This window comes from Paraburkholderia dioscoreae, from assembly GCF_902459535.1.
Classification (GTDB): Bacteria; Pseudomonadota; Gammaproteobacteria; order Burkholderiales; family Burkholderiaceae; genus Paraburkholderia; species Paraburkholderia dioscoreae.
Genome location: NZ_LR699553.1, coordinates 2746499 through 2763887 on the forward strand (window position 1 = coordinate 2746499; position 17389 = coordinate 2763887).

The 17389-nt window shown below is 57.2% G+C and carries 19 protein-coding genes; 11 read left to right on the plus strand and 8 right to left on the minus strand.

What is annotated here, in order from left to right:
• Positions 1-169: 169 nt before the first annotated feature.
• The 3 genes from PDMSB3_RS12265 to PDMSB3_RS12275 all read left to right on the plus strand — a co-directional run bounded on the left by PDMSB3_RS12265 (position 170) and on the right by PDMSB3_RS12275 (position 4133).
• Positions 170-973: an inositol monophosphatase family protein gene (locus tag PDMSB3_RS12265; protein ID WP_007181368.1), complete on the plus strand. Its 804-nt coding sequence runs from the start codon at positions 170-172 to the stop codon at positions 971-973.
• 206 nt (positions 974-1179) lie between these two features.
• Positions 1180-2478, plus strand: a complete 1299-nt coding sequence (gene lplT, locus PDMSB3_RS12270) for a lysophospholipid transporter LplT (protein ID WP_165186294.1) — start codon at positions 1180-1182, stop codon at positions 2476-2478.
• 695 nt (positions 2479-3173) lie between these two features.
• Positions 3174-4133, plus strand: a complete 960-nt coding sequence (locus PDMSB3_RS12275) for a hypothetical protein (protein WP_165186297.1) — start codon at positions 3174-3176, stop codon at positions 4131-4133.
• A gap of 61 nt (positions 4134-4194) precedes the next feature.
• Here the strand turns inward: PDMSB3_RS12275 and PDMSB3_RS12280 are convergent, their stop codons facing one another.
• Positions 4195-5268: a DUF3800 domain-containing protein gene (locus PDMSB3_RS12280; protein ID WP_165186300.1), complete on the minus strand. Its 1074-nt coding sequence runs from the start codon at positions 5266-5268 to the stop codon at positions 4195-4197.
• A gap of 342 nt (positions 5269-5610) precedes the next feature.
• Here PDMSB3_RS12280 and PDMSB3_RS12285 point away from each other — a divergent pair, with 342 nt between their 5' ends.
• From PDMSB3_RS12285 to PDMSB3_RS12300, 4 genes are all read left to right on the plus strand, one after another.
• A complete protein-coding gene (locus PDMSB3_RS12285) occupies positions 5611-6069 on the plus strand; it encodes a hypothetical protein (RefSeq protein ID WP_165186303.1) in 459 nt (152 codons plus the stop codon).
• A gap of 135 nt (positions 6070-6204) precedes the next feature.
• A complete protein-coding gene (locus tag PDMSB3_RS12290; RefSeq protein WP_165186305.1) occupies positions 6205-7062 on the plus strand; it encodes a hypothetical protein in 858 nt (285 codons plus the stop codon).
• Between the two features lie 421 nt (positions 7063-7483).
• On the plus strand, positions 7484-8677 hold the full coding sequence (locus tag PDMSB3_RS12295) for a ParB/Srx family N-terminal domain-containing protein (protein ID WP_165186308.1): 1194 nt from the start codon (positions 7484-7486) through the stop codon (positions 8675-8677).
• 2 nt (positions 8678-8679) lie between these two features.
• Positions 8680-9702, plus strand: coding sequence for a hypothetical protein (locus tag PDMSB3_RS12300; RefSeq protein ID WP_165186311.1), 1023 nt, complete (start codon positions 8680-8682; stop codon positions 9700-9702).
• Here the strand turns inward: PDMSB3_RS12300 and PDMSB3_RS12305 are convergent.
• Both PDMSB3_RS12305 and PDMSB3_RS12310 read right to left on the minus strand, forming a co-directional pair.
• Positions 9675-10625 (minus strand): DNA cytosine methyltransferase, encoded by a 951-nt coding sequence (locus tag PDMSB3_RS12305; protein ID WP_165186313.1) that lies wholly within the window; start codon positions 10623-10625, stop codon positions 9675-9677. The genes PDMSB3_RS12300 and PDMSB3_RS12305 overlap by 28 nt on opposite strands.
• A 200-nt stretch (positions 10626-10825) precedes the next feature.
• Positions 10826-11785 (minus strand): SOS response-associated peptidase family protein, encoded by a 960-nt coding sequence (locus tag PDMSB3_RS12310; RefSeq protein ID WP_165186316.1) that lies wholly within the window; start codon positions 11783-11785, stop codon positions 10826-10828.
• A 29-nt stretch (positions 11786-11814) separates the two neighbouring features.
• On the opposite strand from PDMSB3_RS12310, the gene PDMSB3_RS12315 reads away from it, so the two are divergent.
• The 4 genes from PDMSB3_RS12315 to PDMSB3_RS12330 all read left to right on the plus strand — a co-directional run bounded on the left by PDMSB3_RS12315 (position 11815) and on the right by PDMSB3_RS12330 (position 13515).
• Positions 11815-12246: a hypothetical protein gene (locus PDMSB3_RS12315; RefSeq protein WP_165186318.1), complete on the plus strand. Its 432-nt coding sequence runs from the start codon at positions 11815-11817 to the stop codon at positions 12244-12246.
• Between the two features lie 109 nt (positions 12247-12355).
• Positions 12356-12733: a hypothetical protein gene (locus tag PDMSB3_RS12320; protein WP_165186321.1), complete on the plus strand. Its 378-nt coding sequence runs from the start codon at positions 12356-12358 to the stop codon at positions 12731-12733.
• Positions 12730-13131: a hypothetical protein gene (locus tag PDMSB3_RS12325; protein WP_165186323.1), complete on the plus strand. Its 402-nt coding sequence runs from the start codon at positions 12730-12732 to the stop codon at positions 13129-13131. The genes PDMSB3_RS12320 and PDMSB3_RS12325 overlap by 4 nt, the downstream gene beginning before the upstream one ends.
• 75 nt (positions 13132-13206) lie before the next feature.
• Complete coding sequence (locus PDMSB3_RS12330) at positions 13207-13515, plus strand: methionyl-tRNA formyltransferase (RefSeq protein ID WP_165186325.1); 309 nt, start codon at positions 13207-13209, stop codon at positions 13513-13515.
• Between the two features lie 173 nt (positions 13516-13688).
• On the opposite strand, the gene PDMSB3_RS12335 is transcribed toward PDMSB3_RS12330, so the two are convergent.
• The 5 genes from PDMSB3_RS12335 to PDMSB3_RS12355 form a co-directional block, all read right to left on the minus strand.
• The gene (locus PDMSB3_RS12335; RefSeq protein WP_165186328.1) at positions 13689-13841 is read right to left on the minus strand and encodes a hypothetical protein; all 153 of its coding nucleotides are present in this window, start codon (positions 13839-13841) and stop codon (positions 13689-13691) included.
• On the minus strand, positions 13838-14392 hold the full coding sequence (locus PDMSB3_RS12340) for a glycoside hydrolase family 108 protein (protein WP_165186331.1): 555 nt from the start codon (positions 14390-14392) through the stop codon (positions 13838-13840). Before PDMSB3_RS12340 ends, PDMSB3_RS12335 begins: the two co-directional genes overlap by 4 nt.
• Before the next feature lie 2 nt (positions 14393-14394).
• A complete protein-coding gene (locus tag PDMSB3_RS12345; RefSeq protein ID WP_165186333.1) occupies positions 14395-14751 on the minus strand; it encodes a hypothetical protein in 357 nt (118 codons plus the stop codon).
• The gene (locus PDMSB3_RS12350) at positions 14738-15139 is read right to left on the minus strand and encodes a putative holin (RefSeq protein WP_165186336.1); all 402 of its coding nucleotides are present in this window, start codon (positions 15137-15139) and stop codon (positions 14738-14740) included. Before PDMSB3_RS12350 ends, PDMSB3_RS12345 begins: the two co-directional genes overlap by 14 nt.
• A gap of 67 nt (positions 15140-15206) precedes the next feature.
• Positions 15207-17165: a heparin lyase I family protein gene (locus PDMSB3_RS12355; protein ID WP_165186337.1), complete on the minus strand. Its 1959-nt coding sequence runs from the start codon at positions 17163-17165 to the stop codon at positions 15207-15209.
• Positions 17166-17389: the final 224 nt, after the last annotated feature.

Sequence of the window (17389 nt, forward strand, 5' to 3'; positions counted from 1 at the left end):
GCGCCTCGTTCTTATCCAATTCGTCTCCGTCGGCGGAATGCGCACCGGTGCTGTACCGGGCGGCCGTTCCGTGCTGTTTCCGCGCCTCCCAGAGAGCGCCCGATTAGCGCAGGTTAGCGCTCATTTACCGGCCAGCAGCCGTGCTGCCCCGGCACAAGGATCCAGTCTCATGCATCCCATGCTCAATATCGCTGTGAAGGCCGCGCGCCGCGCAGCCCAGCTTATCAACCGTGCGTCGCTCGACCTCGATCTCGTCCAGGTCAGCAAGAAACAGCACAACGATTTCGTCACGGAGGTCGACAAAGCGTCTGAAGCGGCGATCATCGACACGCTGAAGACCGCCTACCCCGATCACGCCATCCTCGCGGAAGAATCCGGCAAGTCGGATAACGAATCCGAATACCAGTGGATCATCGATCCGCTCGACGGCACCACCAATTTCATCCACGGTTTTCCGTACTACTGCGTGTCGATCGCACTGGCTCACAAGGGCATCGTGACGCAAGCCGTGGTCTACGACCCGACCCGCAACGACCTGTTCACCGCCTCGCGCGGCCGTGGCGCGTTCCTCAACGATCGCCGCATCCGCGTGGCCAAGCGCGACCGTCTGGCTGACGGCCTGATCGGCACCGGCTTCCCGTTCCGCGAAACGGACGGCCTCGAAGCGTATGGCCGCCAGTTCGCTGAAATGACCCAGGCCTGCGCCGGCCTGCGCCGTCCGGGCGCCGCCGCGCTGGATCTGGCGAACGTCGCCGCCGGCCGCATGGACGGCTTCTTCGAGCAAGGTTTGAATGCGTGGGACGTCGCCGCGGGTAGCCTGCTGATCACAGAAGCCGGCGGTCTGGTCGGCAACTACACGGGCGATTCCGATTTCCTGCACATTGGCGAAATCGTCGCGGGCAACCCGAAAGTCTACGCACAGATGATTCCGATCCTGTCGCGCTACAGCCGCACGCGCCAGCAATCGGCTTAAGCGCTCGCATCATGGCGCCCGTTTCTTGCCGGCATCCGGAATGAGAAAGCGGCTTCGGCCGCTTTCTCGTTGGCGCGCCTGCAGCGGGCGTTCGTGCTACAAAAGCGGGAAGCCGCGCCGGCGTACTCGATTGCCGGCTGCGTTTCGCGCGTTTTCGCTGCGCCCTGCTTTGCGCCTGACTGCGCGCACAGCTTCCAATCCGCTTCATGAAAAAAGGCTTCTACACAATCATCGCGGCGCAGTTCATTTCGTCGCTTGCGGACAATGCGCTGTTGATCGCGGCCATCGCGTTGCTCTCCGTGATTCGCTCGGCCGCCTGGGTCACGCCGCTGCTGCAGATTTTCTTCACTGTTTCGTACGTGCTGCTCGCGCCGTTCGTCGGCGCTTTCGCCGATTCGATGCAAAAGCGGTACGTCATGTTCATCTCCAACGCGTTGAAGGCGAGCGGCTGCCTGATGATGATCGCTGGCGTTCATCCGATGATTGCGTACGGCGTGGTCGGCTTCGGCGCGGCCGCGTATTCGCCCGCCAAGTACGGCATCCTCACTGAACTGCTGCCCGCGGAAAAACTCGTCAAGGCGAATGCGTGGCTCGAATCGGCCACCGTGCTGTCGACCATTGTCGGCACGATGGTGGGCGGCGCGCTGATCAGCACCTTCGCGGACAAATTCGTCGCGCATGCGCATCTGCCGCTGATCCGCTCTTCCGCCGACCTCGCCATGTTCGCGACGATGGTGACCTACGCGATCGCCGCCGCGATCAACATCTTCATTCCCGACACCGGCGCGCGTTATGAAAACCGCCTCAAGGAACCGAAGAAGCTGGTCGGCGATTTCTATCATTGCTTCAACGTGCTGTGGGCCGACAAACTCGCGCAGATCGCGCTGTGGGTGACGACCCTGATGTGGGGCGGCGCCGTGACGCTGCAATTGCTGGTGCTCAAATGGGCCAACGTGAATCTCGGGCTGTCGCTCTCGAAGGCGGCGGTCATGCAAGGCGTTACGGGTCTGGGCATCGCGGTCGGCGCGGCGGCCGCGGCCGCGCTGATTCCGTTGCGCAAGTCGCTGCGCGTGTTGCCGGTCGGCATCCTGACCGGCGCGGTGGCGATCGCCATGGCGTTCTACAACAAGGATCTGTTCCCGCCGGGTTCAGGCATTCGCATCGGCACGTACGTCCTGCCGTTCTACATTCTGCTCGCCTATCCGCTGATGATCCTGCTCGGCGCGCTGTCGGGCTTTTTCATCGTGCCCATGAACGCGCTTCTTCAGCATCGCGGCGCGACGCTGCTCTCCGCGGGGCATTCGATCGCGGTGCAGAATTTCAACCAGAATCTCGCCGTGCTGCTGATGCTCGGCGCGTACGCGCTGTTGCTGACGGCGAAGATGCCGGCGCAATGGATCATCGTCGTGTTCGGCACCTTCATCACCTTCATGATGTGGCTCGCAAAACGGCGCAGCGCGATGAACGCGCGCATGGTGGACATGCGGGCCCTGGTGGAAGAATGAGGCCGTAACGAAGATGAAGCGGGCGCGGCGCGGCCGGCCCGCGCCCTGTTGCCACGGGCTTCTCGCCAGAGCTTGGGGTTCGCCGTGCGGATTGGCCATCCGGCCAGGGTCCGTTCGCCCTGACGACAGGTTAAACTCACGCCCTGAACAGCTAACGCAAGAAGACACCGAGGATGGGCATTCAAACCGCAGCGGCCAGCGACGTCGCACAACATACGCCGATGATGCAGCAGTATCTCCGCCCCGCCAGATAAGGCTTTGCGCGATGACCTACGCCATAGCCCACGCTCATTAATTTCCTGTCGGACCACTCTCGACCCGAAGCCGTCTTAGCGCCGAACGACGGGTGAACGTCCGCTTCCCGAGCGAGTTCTGTCGCTAGAATCCCCCGAGGAGCGCCGCAGTGCGTCGCATCTTCATCGCCTCGAATTGATCTGGTCAAGAGTTCTAGAAAACACGGCGAGAGTTGTTGGCTCGCCTTCATCGCCGTCATACAAAAACCAACCAATTGCGATTGCAGATGTGCTTAATGAGCCGACGGTTGACATGACAAACACCATCCCGATGGCGAACACCGACAAAGCATGAAAGCTTGCACAGTAATTCAGTCGGGAAATCGAGCATAGAAGGACCTTTGGGGCCCTCCTTTTGCTGACTACTTTATACTCCGCGATTAAACGACGGAGACTTGCTGCATGAAGATATACATTGCAAATCTCGGCATCCAGAACCATCTCTGGCCAACGTGTCTTGAGCGATCCACGATCGCCCTGTTCGAAGATGTAAGACTGCGTCCGTTCTGGGAACGACGTGATCGTGAGGGCTATATTGCCGTTGCCAAGACGCTTGGCACGGTAGCCCAGACGGCAGGACGCTGGTTCAATCTGCCAGAGATCATTCTTAGCACAGCAGGTGACATCTGGATCCATCGCGATGGCGACTACCTGTGGTGGACAGTGTCAAAGGCAGAGCCGGCTACTACCACGCTCGAACCATGGAACGATCCGAACGGTAAGACGAGCGAGATCTACATAACGCATAAGCCGGTGGAGCCGTGGTCGAACCGTGACAGGAAAGGCAACCGTCTCCTCTGGAAAGAAATTCATCCGACCGCTCGCTGGTTCCTCACGACGGAGGCCACAGTTCAGTCTGTGGCGACTCATCCCGACTATGCACTCGCACTGATCAACGGCGACAGTCTTGCGCAGTGGCATTCGCAGCCGCTTTGGGAAGCCGCCCGTCAGAAGTCCGGCAAAGGCCAAGTGACCAACTACGATCCGATCGCAAAGTCCGCATGGCAAATGGCGTACACAGCCATGCAGACGACAGCCTACGCGAACGGTCAAGACGTCACTCGTACCTTGAAAAACAAGGACATGATGTTCTCCTCGCAGCCCGAACTCGAGGAATACATCAAGGATCTCGCCAAGCAGCAGCAAAACCTGTGCGCGATCACCTCTCTTCAGCTTCAGTTCATAGGTGTGGAGACAGACCCGGAGATGCTGTGCTCGCTTGATCGCATCGAAAGCAGCGGCCATTACGAGCGCGGCAATCTGCAACTGGTTTGTCGTTTCATCAATCGATGGAAGAGCGACGGTGACGTCGACGAATTCCGACGCCTGATCAAAGTTTTGCAAACGTCCGGCCTGACCTAGGTCTCGGATCGTCCCGGATTATCTTGGCCGACGTCGCCGACAGCTATGGTCACCGTTTCAGCTATTTTCGACCGCGGCGCACTAGATGGCTCAGTATCGCGTCGATCGGATTCCTCGCATCTGTCGAATCAGTTTTCAGATCCTTGGGTGTCACTGCGGCGCTAGGCATAACTCCATCAAATTCCCAGCGATGCCCAACAAGGTCGACAAAGGCCTCAGTGAGCGTGTCGGGTACCCCGCTGTCTTTATATTTCATGAATCGGGCTACCGCTCCGACACACAGGTCGGAAACCTGAATTTGTGGGTGCTCCTTCGAGTCGCCCTGCTCAAGCGATGTCGCTCGAAGAGGAAAATGGAATTTGCGTCGATCGTATCCGACGAGCTGTGACGGCTCGCCTGACATTGCCATCATCTGTTCAAACTGATCCTGTGTCGCAAGAATTGGCTTCGACTTGTCATGAACAACGCGAAATCGATCAGACTTTCTAGCACCCCAGACGCCCATCTGGCTGAACAAGGCCGGAATTGCTGGATCAAGCACATTGGGACCCATCCCGTCAAACCATGTGTGAAACAACTCTTGGTCCGCGAACGGCGCAAGGAAATTTCTGAAATCATTGTCGGCAGATGCATCCACAGCTTCTCGAGCTGCAAGGTAATAGGCCTGCACAGCTTCATCCGTTCGCGCTCTCATCAATTCAACGAACGCCTCGAGTAACTTTTCCGCCACCGCTTCCCCACAGAATTCCGGGAGACAGAAATGCATCATATTCGACATCGCGAGATTAGCACCACCTTGATAGAGATCCCGTCCCATTTCGTGCTGCAGCGTTTCGACAACGAGGTCCACCATCTTCGTCACAACCATAAATTTCTTGTCGAAGCAGTGAATAACCAGCCGGCTGTTGTCGAGGCGAGGATCCGAGAGGAAGCGGATGAGGCGATTGATACCGTCCGGCGACTTTCTCAGCGTTTTGAATTTCGGCTCGGCCCCTTGAGGTGATTGCACATGAGTAAGGAGTGAGGTTGCCTCCTCTGTTCCAAAGTCGTTTGAGACGAGCACGAAATGAGGTTGTTCTGCATCGAGAAGCCGTTGGCCAGAATTTCCTGCCTCGTCGCAATAAATTGCCTTCATATCACTCTCAGTTGGTTAAGTACGTCTAGTCTAGCGCAATCAATTCACACGACTTCGTCACATCGCACAATCTCGGATAACACTTCCTGGCCCGCAGTCGCAGCGGCGTAACGGTCGGCCATCCGACGTACAGCGGACGTAAAAACATTCCCGAAAAACGAACTCACTGACTGATTTTGGCCGGGAGCGAAAGATCGGGCAGTCAAAAGAAGCAGCGCACTGATAGACTCGTGCACCCGCTTTGCACTCGTCTGACTCCCTTGGTTCGATCGAAACAACTTCTTTTTCGTGGGAATCGAAAGGGAGAATGTGAAATTCGCTGGTGGAAATACGAATAGGAAAATGATGAAGTCACAATTTTTTTTTGCATTGCAAGTCGCATTGCTTTTGCTGAACTCACAACTAGTGAGTGCGGCGGAGCGTACATCTGTTGACTTGTATTGTCAGACCATGGTCACTTCAGTTATCGATACCAGCCAGTACGTTACGAAGAAAAAAATTCCTCTCGAACAACTACAGCGGGCGGAGAAGGACATGAGCGATCTTTGTCTAGCGACGCCTGCGATGGAGTCGAAGCGCATATCCAACATGAGTGGCCAGGAGATCGCTATTGTGAGTTGCGTTGGTTTTGCCGAAGGCGCCTATATCGCATACCAGCCAAAGGGCGCACCCGACGAGCCCTACTCGAAGCAAATGGCTCGGCGCGAGTTCGCATTCAAAGCCTGCGCATCAAATCCAAAGAAATTTCAAGATGACATCTTTCGACGTGGTCCAGACTACGCTACAACGCAGAGATACTGATGGCAGGCCCAGCCTGTTCTATCCCCGCTCGTCGGCCAACCGATGCACTGGTAAACTCGTTCAGCCAAAGCAACTTTACATTCGACATATGACCGCACCAGGCCGTGTTCGACTCAACCTACGGAGCAATGGCTTATGACTGAAGCTTCGACGATAAGTCTTCGCGAGCGCTTCGATAGCCTTAATGGCGGTATCTCGATGTGGCTTTCGCGTTTTTCGGACTCACTCGTTGAGCACGGGCTCGACGAATTCTATAGGGTCGCTCACGAAGAATCGAAACACGCGCCCGAAATGGCCATGCGCAATGATTGGCACTTCCTCCGCACCGGCATCGAAGGTCTCGGCAATGAGCAGCTTGAGAGCGTCATTGCTTCGCTCAAGGAGCCATTCGCGCGGATCGGAACGCTTGGCGAGGAGTATCAACGCTGCGCCGTATCCATTGAAAAGTCTGAGGAGCAATGGCACGTCGTCGCGAAGCGGGCGAGGCAACAGTTGGCCGTATGGGAGCCCTGGGCGATCGAGGCCGAGATCGCATGGCGAAAGCGGTCGTTTCCATGGACTCACGTTTCCGGTTTCGACGGGCTTTTGCGCCTTCAAGTCTCTATTGATCTCCGTGGCGCGAGCGCAGAGATCGAATCGCCTCAACGACTGCAAAGGAACCTCGCATTCTTCGAAACACAGTTCCGAGCCGTCCGAGCAACTATTTCGAGCGCATATCTCGACGAGGAATTACCGGAGGAATCGAGCGTCTACGACTTCGACATGGGCATCAGCGACCTCATGAAGCAGCAGACACAGGTCAACGAGTTGGTGAACCGGAAGGCCGAAATTGCCGAGGAGCTCAAATGCGCAAGAGACGCGTATCGGGCCCAGAAGGGACCACTTAACATTCTGTTGGGTCAGTTGCCGAACACGGCTCAATGGGCGCTCTTTCGCATTTGCCGCCCGGATTTGCGCGAGCCATCCGAGGTCAAGCAACTTGGGGCACATTAAAGGGTTGATCCAGTCAACGCGTGGCGGGTGTCGAATCCGAAGCAGCCATAGACTTGCTCAAATCAATGACCAAACTAGCCGAGAGCGGAGGATTGTGCAGTTCGAACGAGCAGCGCGCTGCTAAACTCATGCACCAAAGCAACTTTGTATCCGGCCATGCCTAGACTCGCTATTACGCCAGCCGCCGGGTCCTCAGCGACTCACTCGCCAGACATTCATCAGTACCTGCGGGTTACCCAGCAGCGCCAAGAGCTCCGGCCTACGCCACAACCTACGCCAATCATCTGCGGAGAGCGACCCGGTAGATGAACCTCTCTTCGAGCCGCTGAGTTGCCTGTAGGCCGGCGATACGTGTACGATCGCGCAAATTCCTTGCGCTCGAAGTATCAACAAGAATCATCACCCTTTACTGGCGACAACCATGGTTTCAAAAAAGGTACCAGCGAAAAAGGCGCTTCCTGCTAAGAAAGCAGTGACCGTCGATCTGGATCTCGAGAGCAAGTCAGTCGAACCGATCAAACTTTCGCTGCTCGATTTTGACTTCGAAAATCCGCGATTCGGCATGACTGCCGGTCGGACACGGACGCAAACCGAAATTCTTGACTATATCGTTAACGATTTCGGTATTGAGGACGTGTTAAGTTCAATTTCTGTAAATGGTTTTTTCGTTGCCGAACCTTTGATTGCGAGAGCTCAAGGCAATGGTCGATGGACCGTCGTCGAAGGCAATCGCCGCCTGGCCGCCTGTCTAGTTTTGGCAGGGGACAAAAGGGCGAAGAATCAGGAACGCAAAATAGCCCAATACCAAGGGCTTCAAACCAAATCAAAGCGAAAACCATTTGAAGCAGTCCCCGCCATCAAATTTGAACAGCATGAGCAGGAACGCGATCTACTTTCGTACCTAGGAGTACGGCACATTGCGGCATCGCAAGGGTGGGATTCCTTCGCCAAGGCAGCTTGGATTGCACGAGTAGTCGAGCGAAACGACTTGACTCTGCAAGAAATCGCCCTGATGACTGGGGACCAGCACCGCACGATTAAGAGATTGCTTGAAGGCTACTACTTCATTACTCAACTGATCAAGGACGGAGTATTTGATCCAGAGTCAAGTTCACGCAAAGGGCGCGGAAGCAATATAGATTTCCCATTTTCGTGGGTCTATACCGCACTTGGCTATCCGACTGTCAGAGAGTACGTCGGCATGCCTGAAGAGCCAACGCCAAAACCCGTCGCCGCCAATAAGCGCACGGAAGCTTCGACGCTCTTGGTTTCGATGTTCGGTGACTCATCCAAAGGACGGCCTGCTGCGATCGACGATTCACGGGAAATCGGCGAGCTAGCTAGTGCCCTCGGCGACGAAGACAAAGCCGATCTTCTTCGACAAGGTCATAGGCTGGAAGAAGTACTTTATATGACCCTTCCGCCGGCCACACGTTTAAACGACGGATTGTCGGAATGCCGGGATATCCTTCAAACGATTGCATCGATGCTGGCGGAGACGATGGTGGCTGACGAGGTAGCTGAGAAGTACGCCCCACTTGCCAAAAGAGTTCGCAATCTCGCCGGATCTATCCACCGAAAACTCGTTTCTGCCGACGACGACGAGGAAATTTGATCGTGGCGACTAGACCAAGAAAAAACGCAAACGAGTGGGAAAACCGGGCATTCATACAAAGCATCTCGGGGAACGCCGATCAAACAGAGTGGAAGGCTGTTAAAGACGGTCGAGCAAATCTGCAGGCTGGGATTATGGACGACCGGATCGCCGATGCAACTGAGCAATTTGTAGGCGATGACAGCAAGGACACTGTTTTCCAAAAGTCAGAAGCGACATACGAGACGCTAACAGGCACGCTGACAGAAGAGATTCTTTGGAGGCAAAAGGTCCTTGGCAAAGACTATCCGTTCGAGATCCAAGGAGGGAGCCTAGTCCATGTACCTGGCACCTCAATGGTGTATGAGGCGCTGCTAGGCATTACGCAAGCAGAAACTCTCACTGAGGGTGATCACACCATCCTGCCCCGTTGGTTCGAGCGAATCGCAGTTGTTACTGCACAGTCCTACCTCGGCCCAACGAGCGTGGCCAGACACACGGGCTGGCCGCGACCTTGGGCTCAGAAAAAGGAATTCAAGGCAGTCGTCGACCTGCTGAATGAATTGACCGGTAAGCGCAACGGCGAATGGCAATGGCACCCCGCAGACGATCGGCCAACGAGCCCTACGACGACTGATGTGAAAGACGGTGGTGTCGATGTTGTCGCTTGGATTCCGCATCTTGACGAACGAACGGGCCAACTGTACCTGCTCGGTCAATGCGCTTGCGGCGGCGATTGGACTACGAAATTCGACGACATTAATATTGACGATCTAACCCAATGGGCAAAAATCTCAGTCGTCCCTCCAATCCGATCCTTTTTCACGCCATATCGGGTGGCGACCCCTTACATGAGGGACGCTTCGCGAAAAGCGGGTATCGTTTTTGATCGCATCCGCATCGTTTCAGTGCTTCGAAAGGGACATCGCAGCCAGATTGTTGCTCGCCTGCCCAGAGTATTCACCCGACTTATCAATGTGGCGAAGCTGCCCAAGCCGCCCAAGGCAGCAGCCGCGCCTCAGCCCCAGACGTCAGGAAGCGCTTGAGCCACAGCTCGAAAAAGTGGCGGGGGTACCGCGTTACCAACAACTCGGTACCTCATCGCCAACGAAGAAGCTTCGGAGTCTGGAAACTTAAAACGCTTGCCGAAACCTTGTAGTCGCGCTGCCTCGCGATACGAAAATCGCCGTGCCGGTCCGTCACTTTCGAACTCCCACTTGTCTGTGTGAATTCGACGAAGCGATGGACTGATCGGATGCAACGGCATATGGCGCATATGGCTGACGATCGTCTTCGCTGTCTCATTCCAATCCCTTCTGCGATTGCGAGACAGGTAGTACCAGTGAAACGGATCCTCACAAAATTCGCCCATGGGCCAATCTGGCATTCCTGTCAGGGTGTCCTCGATCGTCACGAGTCGCTTCCTGCCTTCACCATGAGTCGGCGTTGGGAAGTGATATTCAGCGCGGAGATCGTTGCGAATACCGACTATTAGAATCCGTTTCCGCTCTTGCGGCACTCCGAAATCTTGGGCGTTCAGCAGTTCCGCTTTTACCGAATACCCGTACTTACCTGCAGTCGAAAACTTCGCGATCTGATCATCAAGCAGGTGCTTATAGGTTGACCGGCGCATTCCAGACACGTTCTCGACAATGAACGCCTTCGGGCCAATCTGTCGAAGTGCCCGCAAGAACTCCAGATACAGGAAATTGATGTTACGGTCGGCGTCTCTTGCCCCCCCTTGCGAAAATCCCTGGCAAGGGTAGCACCCCACCAAAAGTTCGGCTGACGGGAAAGACTTTATTTTCGAAACGTCACCAAGATGGTAGTCGGTGTCCGGATGGTTGGCCAAGTACACATCCCTCGCGTACGGCAACACATCGTTGGCCATCAGAACGTCGAACCCAGCCTTAACCAGACCGGCATCAGACCCCCCGCACCCTGTAAATAACGAAACAGCCGTTGGCATCTATTCTCCTTTGTCGACCGCATTATATACAGACAGAGCGCTGCCCCCACTGATGCAATTGACATGACAGCGCCTGCTCACGGCACGTCATCATACCTACCAACGTAGTGGAAAGCCTTTGCCGTTCAAGCATCTAGTGATCTTCCGCCCCCTTGCAAGTGCCCGCGCAACCATCGAAGGATTCGCGACTAGCCGGCAGTTCAAGCAGCCTTGCGATGTTCGTAGTACGGTCGCTCGCGGTCGTCGAGAATGGCGTAAAGCGCTGCCAGATCAGACGGAACCGGATTGAGCCACGTGTCAACGTTCTCCGGCTTGATCGGGATAATGCAGCGATCGTGACCGGCCGCTGCGACTTCCGCGGGCGGCTCGTCGGTGATCGCCGCGAATGACAGCAGGTCGGGTTGACCTGGCGCCTGCCAGTGTGACCATAGACAAGCCACCAGCATTTCCCCTCCCGTGTCCGGACCAAACTCCAGAACGACGTTGTCATCCTTCTCGCCCGGCGCCAGTTCGCGGCCTTCCATTTTGGCGCGACTCACGTTTTCGTAAAACGCGCTGACAACCATTAGCCCGTGCGAATAGCCGAAGAGCGACTTCCAGAATCCCTCGAGGTTGTCGCGGCGCGCGTTGTATGTCCCCGGGTATTTGGTGTCGTAGAACGCCGGCTTGCCCGCCGGCCGGCACTGGTAGCGCATCGGCTTGATAACCCGCTTCCCGTTCTCGATGACCATCACCGGTGCATAGGTGCCGGGAAAAATTCGCGAGTCGCGATCTTTCAGATCAACCCGGCGAAGATCGTCGAGCCGGCGCATCGCCGCGTCAATCTTGTCGGCGGCGATCCGTTTGCTCTCGGTCGCAGCCTTGGTGGCTTTACTCTGTAGCACGCGCTCGGCGTCGGCGAGCCGCGTTCGCTGCCTGAACAGTTCCTGCTCGAGAGCAGCGACCTGGCCTGAATTGAATTGGTCAATTGCTGCTTTGATGTCGAGCAGTTCCGCGCCCTTCGGCTCGGTGAATGCCGCATCGACAGCCTTGGGAATCCTGGCCTTGCTGCCGTTCGCACGTTCCCAGTACAGGATCGCGAACTCGCGCAAATTCAGGCTGGCGCCGAACGCCTTCACATATTTCTTGTAGTCCGCCTCAATCTGCGCCGAGTAGCACATGTACGCCTCCGAAATTTTGAGACGACTCTATGATACCGCCGACCGCCCCGGATATACTGTACATCCATACAGGTTTTTCACGAACAGCGTCAACAATCATCCGACAAATCTGGGAGGAAGCGATGGACGCAATGAGCTTGAAGGGAGCGCAGTTGGATTACTGGGTCGCATGCGCGGAGCGTCAGAACGGTCATGCCGAATCCGACGCAATACCGACTCCGCCGCCGGCGTTCTCGTCGGATCGTGCGCTTGCTGACGCAATTATTGATCGCGAAGGCATCGTTGTCGTCTTAGCCGTAGATGCCGAGTTCGGCAATCAATACATCGCGGGCGCAGGGCCGGCGAATGCCTACGGATTTCCGAACGCCTCTGATGGGCTGTGGATGGGCGACGGCAGGCTTGAAGCGGCAATGCGTTGCTACGTGGACCGGACTTTCACGCCTCAGCGCGCGACGGACTAGCGGTGGCTGCTCAAAACTGACTGGGACGCGAGTTCGGCGACGCGCGCAGCAGACGTCGCCCATTCATGTGGGATCTCGCGGTGTGGCCACGCGACTTTTTGAGCAAGAAATGAAGTTGCCGAAATTCACTCCGCCGTCGCTCGCAGATCTCCGCAAGTGGTGGTCGAAGCACCGGCGCGAACGCGAAGTCCAGACGTTAATACTCGAGGTTCAGTACCTGAGGTTGCTGTTGCTCGACCTGCGGGAAATGGCCGACGACGGTGTTCGGCTCGCGCGCGAGGCGGACAAGAGACTCGTCGGGCGTGACTCGCCGATCATGGGGCTGCGGATCCGGCTAGCGCAGGAAGTACTGAGGATTGGGGAAATTGACGACACTCCGCCACTCGACGCGCCTAGGTCCGTCCGCGAGTACCAGCGGCCGGCGGAGGCACTCGCTTACGAGCGGGGGGAGATGATGCGGCGCCGGAAAAGGCAAACGGCGCCGTGACGCTGCCGCCCTTCAAACCACCAACTATCGACGAACTGCGCGACTGGTACCGGCGATACAGAACAAATGAGGATGTCTGGCGCCTCATCCTGGAGGTGCAGCATGCACGGATGACGCTCGTCGAGATGACGGCGTTGCTCGGCAAGGTCGAGCGCGCCGCCCGCCGCGCCGACTTCGGGCGCCTGACAAGCGGGGCAGCCCCATTGCACAGCGTGAGTTCACTCGCATGGGAAGAAATGGTGCGCGCTGGGCTCGTCAACTCTTCAATCAACCCGACGATGGCGGACGCCCCCACTACGAAGGGCGCGGCCGGTTTCGATTTCGATCCGGATGAAGCGGAGGATCGTCGGCTCGAGGAATTGGCGCGCATGATCGCTCGCGCACATCAGACACGGTAGCGCCTCGACCTAGGCGCCGAACTTATTCAACAGATTCGTTCTGCGGCTGTGCTAGTTTCGTATTCCTTTGACCACTTGCGCAATCGCCAACTGCTGGCGCGCACCGCTGCGGCCGACCGCCGTGAAAGAAAACTGAAGATGTACAAATCGATCGCTGCCGCAACCGACTGGTATTTTGCGCAAAAGCCGGAAAGGCCGACGTATGACAGAATCGTCTGGAACCTCGCTGCATGGGGTCTCAAACAGAACGGCGAAATAGTCGGGCTGGTCAGCGTAACCGAAGGAGGGAAACCAAAACTTGTCGCCATTCCCGATTTGGAGGGAATGTACCTTCACAAGAGTCAACTTTCTCCCGCCGAAGTGGTCGCCACCGTAACGCTCTAATTGCGCGTCAACCTCGACAGGAAATTGTTCTAGTGTACCCGCCACAAATAGCACGCCACGGCAGACGGCTTTTAGGCACTACCGCCCCCACTTGCGGAGAACGCGCGATTGGCGCTGCAAAACCGTCGGCTCGCTGGCAGCAAGTTCCGGTGTTGTATGCAGTCGAAAACCGCTTAAAAATGCGTATCCGGTGACTCGAACGCACGTCCAATGGTCAGGCCGACAGCGGCGCTCATAATGCCGACGGCGCCGCCCGTGATGGTGCCGATCTGACCGAGCAGCGGTGCCGCCTTGGCGACAGTCGACGCAAGATCGGACCAGTTCATGCAACGGCCCCCAGTGCGCGGTTCAGTTGCCACCCATATTCGAACGCCTCCTGACTGGGATTCTTTTCTGCGATCTCGACATAGCGAACCGACTGCAACGCCGTCACCATGCCGAGCAAGACACGATGGCCGTCTGCGCCTCGCAGTGCATAGAACGCCTTCACCGCAGCGAGTGTCATCGGACCGAGGCCACCGTCGACGGCAATGTCCGGAAACGATTTCCCTTGCTGGTTAAGCACGTTGAGTGCGCGCTGCATGAACTGAACGCCCGTTGCCGTCCCCATGTTCACGCCGATATCGAGCAGCTTGTTCGCAAGCGCCGCATCGATCGCCGCGAGCTGGTCTAGATGCGGCTGTGTCCAATAGCACTTCGTGTAGATATCTACTGCTGTCGAGCGCGGCATTTGTTCCATCGGACCCGTGTATCCATACGCCCGCGCTCGAGCGACAGTCACCCCCCACATGGTCTCGCCGCCAGCGTCTGCCGGGTTGTTCGAATAGCCGCCTTCGCGGCCGATCACACCGTCGATATACGTTTGAATGTTATCCATGGTTACCCTCTTCCAAGCTTGCTGCGCTTCCAGACGCCCCCAAGTACTTCCCACAGCTCGCGCAGGTCGCCGCGGTAAATCTCGACGACTGCGAGTATGAATAGATCCGGGGTCAGCTCTGACGGCTCCACCGGAGTCCAATACCAGCCGAACCACACGCGCAGCGCGATAGTTGCGTAGGTCACGAAAAGCGCCCAGCGCAGGATCTGACCGCCGCGCGAGACGGACTCACCCTTTGGGATATCGGCGAACATAAGCCGCCACGCGATGCGGGTCGAAACCGCACCGGTCAGCAACAGCAGCGCGAAATCGACGGGCCCGTGCGCATGCAGATATCGCATCAGGTCAGGAATCGTCATTTGCCTTTCCTCCAGGAAGTTTTCCTAACGCCCAGGCTCGAATGCGATCGAGCGTGGACGGAACGTTGCGCTCTACCCAATCGAGCGCCGGTATGGCGATCGTCACGATGGACACCGCCGGAACGAATCCCACTAGCCAGCCGGGCAACGTCGGAAAGCGTGGCATTGCCCAGTTCGACAGGTAGAACCCGCCGACAAGCGACACACTGAAATAAATAGCCTTGTGCCAACGCGATGGTTCCCGCGCGCGCATCAGGTACATGGCAGACCCACAGACAATTCCAGCAAGCACGCCCGAGTCGTGCGGCAGGTGCAGCCCGTTCATTGCGACACCACTCACCAGTCCAAACACGGTTGCTCCCGCAGCCGATGCAACGGGTTCAGCCATAGACCTCCTCTGCCAATAAAAAACCGCCCGAAGGCGGCATATGAGACACGCATGCGTAGCAACGCGATCAGCAGATCGGCAGCGGCGATGCGACTCGTTGGGCCAGCGATGCGTTGCTGATTTCCAGGTTTGCAAACTGCACCGCCGTCACGGCCGGATCAGTGCCTCGGTAAATCCCAAATTTCATGTACGGTCCGAGCGCGTCGTTGTATCCAAGCGGGATAGCCTGATCAAAGATCGAGGCACCATTGCGCCAAACCTGCAGCAGACCATTCCCGGTGCGCGCGAAAACCATGCGGAACACGTAGTAGTTGTAGACGCCGCGCTGAAATGATTCGTCCACGTACCGCGTCATGGTGAGCGGGTTCCCCGACGGATAGACATCGGTCTCGGAGCGCGTCTGAATGTTCAGCACATCTCCTGCAATATCGAGCGTAAAACACGGCGACCACGCGAGCTTTCTCGCGTAGTTGGCGTCGCCGGGCTGTGGGTTTCCGTGCATCTGAATCAGCGAACACCACACATACTGACTACCTGCGTCGTAGACCGGTGTGCCGCGCTCCACAAAAATCGCACATGAAATCCAGACGTCCACGCCGTAGGCGAACGACGTCGCAGCCGACGCTTCGCATCGGTCGACCGGATGCCCACTATCAAACGGCGCCTGGTCACCCTGATGCACTTCGAAACGCTGAAGGGACGCCTTATTGGTCGCGTTCTGATACGCATAGGGAGCGGCTGCATTGCCCTGCACGCCCCATGACAATCCGTTCGCACTGAAGGTTGACCCGACGGGAAAGGTCACGCCCCATTTGGTCGGGTACATGACAGCAGAGAATTCAGTCTCGCGCGGAACGCCAATCTGTGGCGCAAGCACAATTGCATTCTCGATAGCGAGCATGCCTACAGCCGGAACAGGTATCGTCCACCCGCTGCCATCCGGAACAGTGACCTGCTGCCAAACTCCGCCTCCGCGCGACTGAAGGTTCACGCTGTAGCTGCCCTTCGGAACTGCCAGCGTCGTCGCATAGGCCGCGCGTGATCCTGCGACATAAGTCGTACAGTCATGCGCCGATGCTCCATCCTCAAGCTGCGGAAACTGGATATCAAAGGTAGCGTCGAAAGGGTCGCTTGCCGCTCCAACAACGTTGAACTGCAGTCGCTGATACATGCTCGCGCCCATCGACGCCACGACGAATGCGGAAACATTCACCAGACCGCCAGCGGATGACATCGGCGAGCTGAATCCTGTGATGCCAGTCGAGTTGTTATTCACCTGCATCGTTACGCTGGAGATGTTTGGGGTGGCCGCGACAATTCCCATTGCCGCGCTGCCCACTACCCCGCCGCGCGAAGGCGCAACGCCGAGCGTCAGTGGCATGCGAATGCCGAAACTCGTTCCGGCGGGTGTGCCCGCCGCCCGGTAGACGCGAATCCGCAGCTTTCCGCGTGACACCGAAACCACTTCCCACGGCAAACCCGGATCTGAAATCTGAACACCCGACGGCAGAATCCCCCCAGCGTTATACGGACCAACCACACCGCCTGCGAAGGTCGGATTCGGAAGCAGATTCGTGGTTGCACGCTGCACCAGCAGCCGTCCGCTTGAATCTCTCTGATCGCCTCCCTGAGACACGGCTTGCTGCAGAGAACACATCGCCCCCCAGATGGAATAGAAGCCATTCATGAAGTCACAGCGGTAGCTCGCGGCGCCCGCTTCGAGACTCACGATCCTTGCTACCAGATCGTCGGTCACACTCAGGTTGCCGTTCAGGTCTCTTTCGACATATGTGGCCCCCGTGAGGGCTGCCCTTACCGTGCTGTTGCTGAGCAGAGGTTTTTCATCGGCGCCGACTCTCAACACGTTTGCATCGTCAGATGAAACGCCAGCATAAAGCTCTCCGGCATAGCCAGCCACCTCTGCCACGGTAAGGCCGACCTCACCCGAACCTTGGTCTCCGTAGAGCAAATCGGTCCCTTTAACGGGACCGGCAGGCGGAAAATCAACAAGACGGATCTCGTCCATCAGCTCTTATCTCCAGCGGTATTGCTTGGTGCTAAAAATGTCCCCCGGCGGCGCCACGTCCACCGAGCATTGAGCGGCGGTCACTGCCAACCGCGGCAGATGTCGAAGTGCCAACCAAACGAGGGGGGAAGTCTGCGGCAAGATCGCGCAGCCGCGTAACGTCGCCGGCTTCGGTCGAAACGTGCATCGGCCTAGCGGCTACAAACGAACAAGGCTCCTCGGTG

Bases quoted from the DNA above. Each gene is read 5' to 3' on its own strand.
- PDMSB3_RS12265 (WP_007181368.1), top strand. From the start codon at position 170: ATGCATCCCATGCTCAATATCGCTGTGAAGGCCGCGCGCCGCGCAGCC.
- lplT (WP_165186294.1), top strand. From the start codon at position 1,180: ATGAAAAAAGGCTTCTACACAATCATCGCGGCGCAGTTCATTTCGTCG.
- PDMSB3_RS12275 (WP_165186297.1), top strand. From the start codon at position 3,174: ATGAAGATATACATTGCAAATCTCGGCATCCAGAACCATCTCTGGCCA.
- PDMSB3_RS12280 (WP_165186300.1), bottom strand. From the start codon at position 5,268: ATGAAGGCAATTTATTGCGACGAGGCAGGAAATTCTGGCCAACGGCTT.
- PDMSB3_RS12285 (WP_165186303.1), top strand. From the start codon at position 5,611: ATGATGAAGTCACAATTTTTTTTTGCATTGCAAGTCGCATTGCTTTTG.
- PDMSB3_RS12290 (WP_165186305.1), top strand. From the start codon at position 6,205: ATGACTGAAGCTTCGACGATAAGTCTTCGCGAGCGCTTCGATAGCCTT.
- PDMSB3_RS12295 (WP_165186308.1), top strand. From the start codon at position 7,484: ATGGTTTCAAAAAAGGTACCAGCGAAAAAGGCGCTTCCTGCTAAGAAA.
- PDMSB3_RS12305 (WP_165186313.1), bottom strand. From the start codon at position 10,625: ATGCCAACGGCTGTTTCGTTATTTACAGGGTGCGGGGGGTCTGATGCC.
- PDMSB3_RS12310 (WP_165186316.1), bottom strand. From the start codon at position 11,785: ATGTGCTACTCGGCGCAGATTGAGGCGGACTACAAGAAATATGTGAAG.
- PDMSB3_RS12315 (WP_165186318.1), top strand. From the start codon at position 11,815: ATGATACCGCCGACCGCCCCGGATATACTGTACATCCATACAGGTTTT.
- PDMSB3_RS12320 (WP_165186321.1), top strand. From the start codon at position 12,356: ATGAAGTTGCCGAAATTCACTCCGCCGTCGCTCGCAGATCTCCGCAAG.
- PDMSB3_RS12335 (WP_165186328.1), bottom strand. From the start codon at position 13,841: ATGAACTGGTCCGATCTTGCGTCGACTGTCGCCAAGGCGGCACCGCTG.
- PDMSB3_RS12340 (WP_165186331.1), bottom strand. From the start codon at position 14,392: ATGGATAACATTCAAACGTATATCGACGGTGTGATCGGCCGCGAAGGC.
- PDMSB3_RS12345 (WP_165186333.1), bottom strand. From the start codon at position 14,751: ATGACGATTCCTGACCTGATGCGATATCTGCATGCGCACGGGCCCGTC.
- PDMSB3_RS12350 (WP_165186336.1), bottom strand. From the start codon at position 15,139: ATGGCTGAACCCGTTGCATCGGCTGCGGGAGCAACCGTGTTTGGACTG.
- PDMSB3_RS12355 (WP_165186337.1), bottom strand. From the start codon at position 17,165: ATGGACGAGATCCGTCTTGTTGATTTTCCGCCTGCCGGTCCCGTTAAA.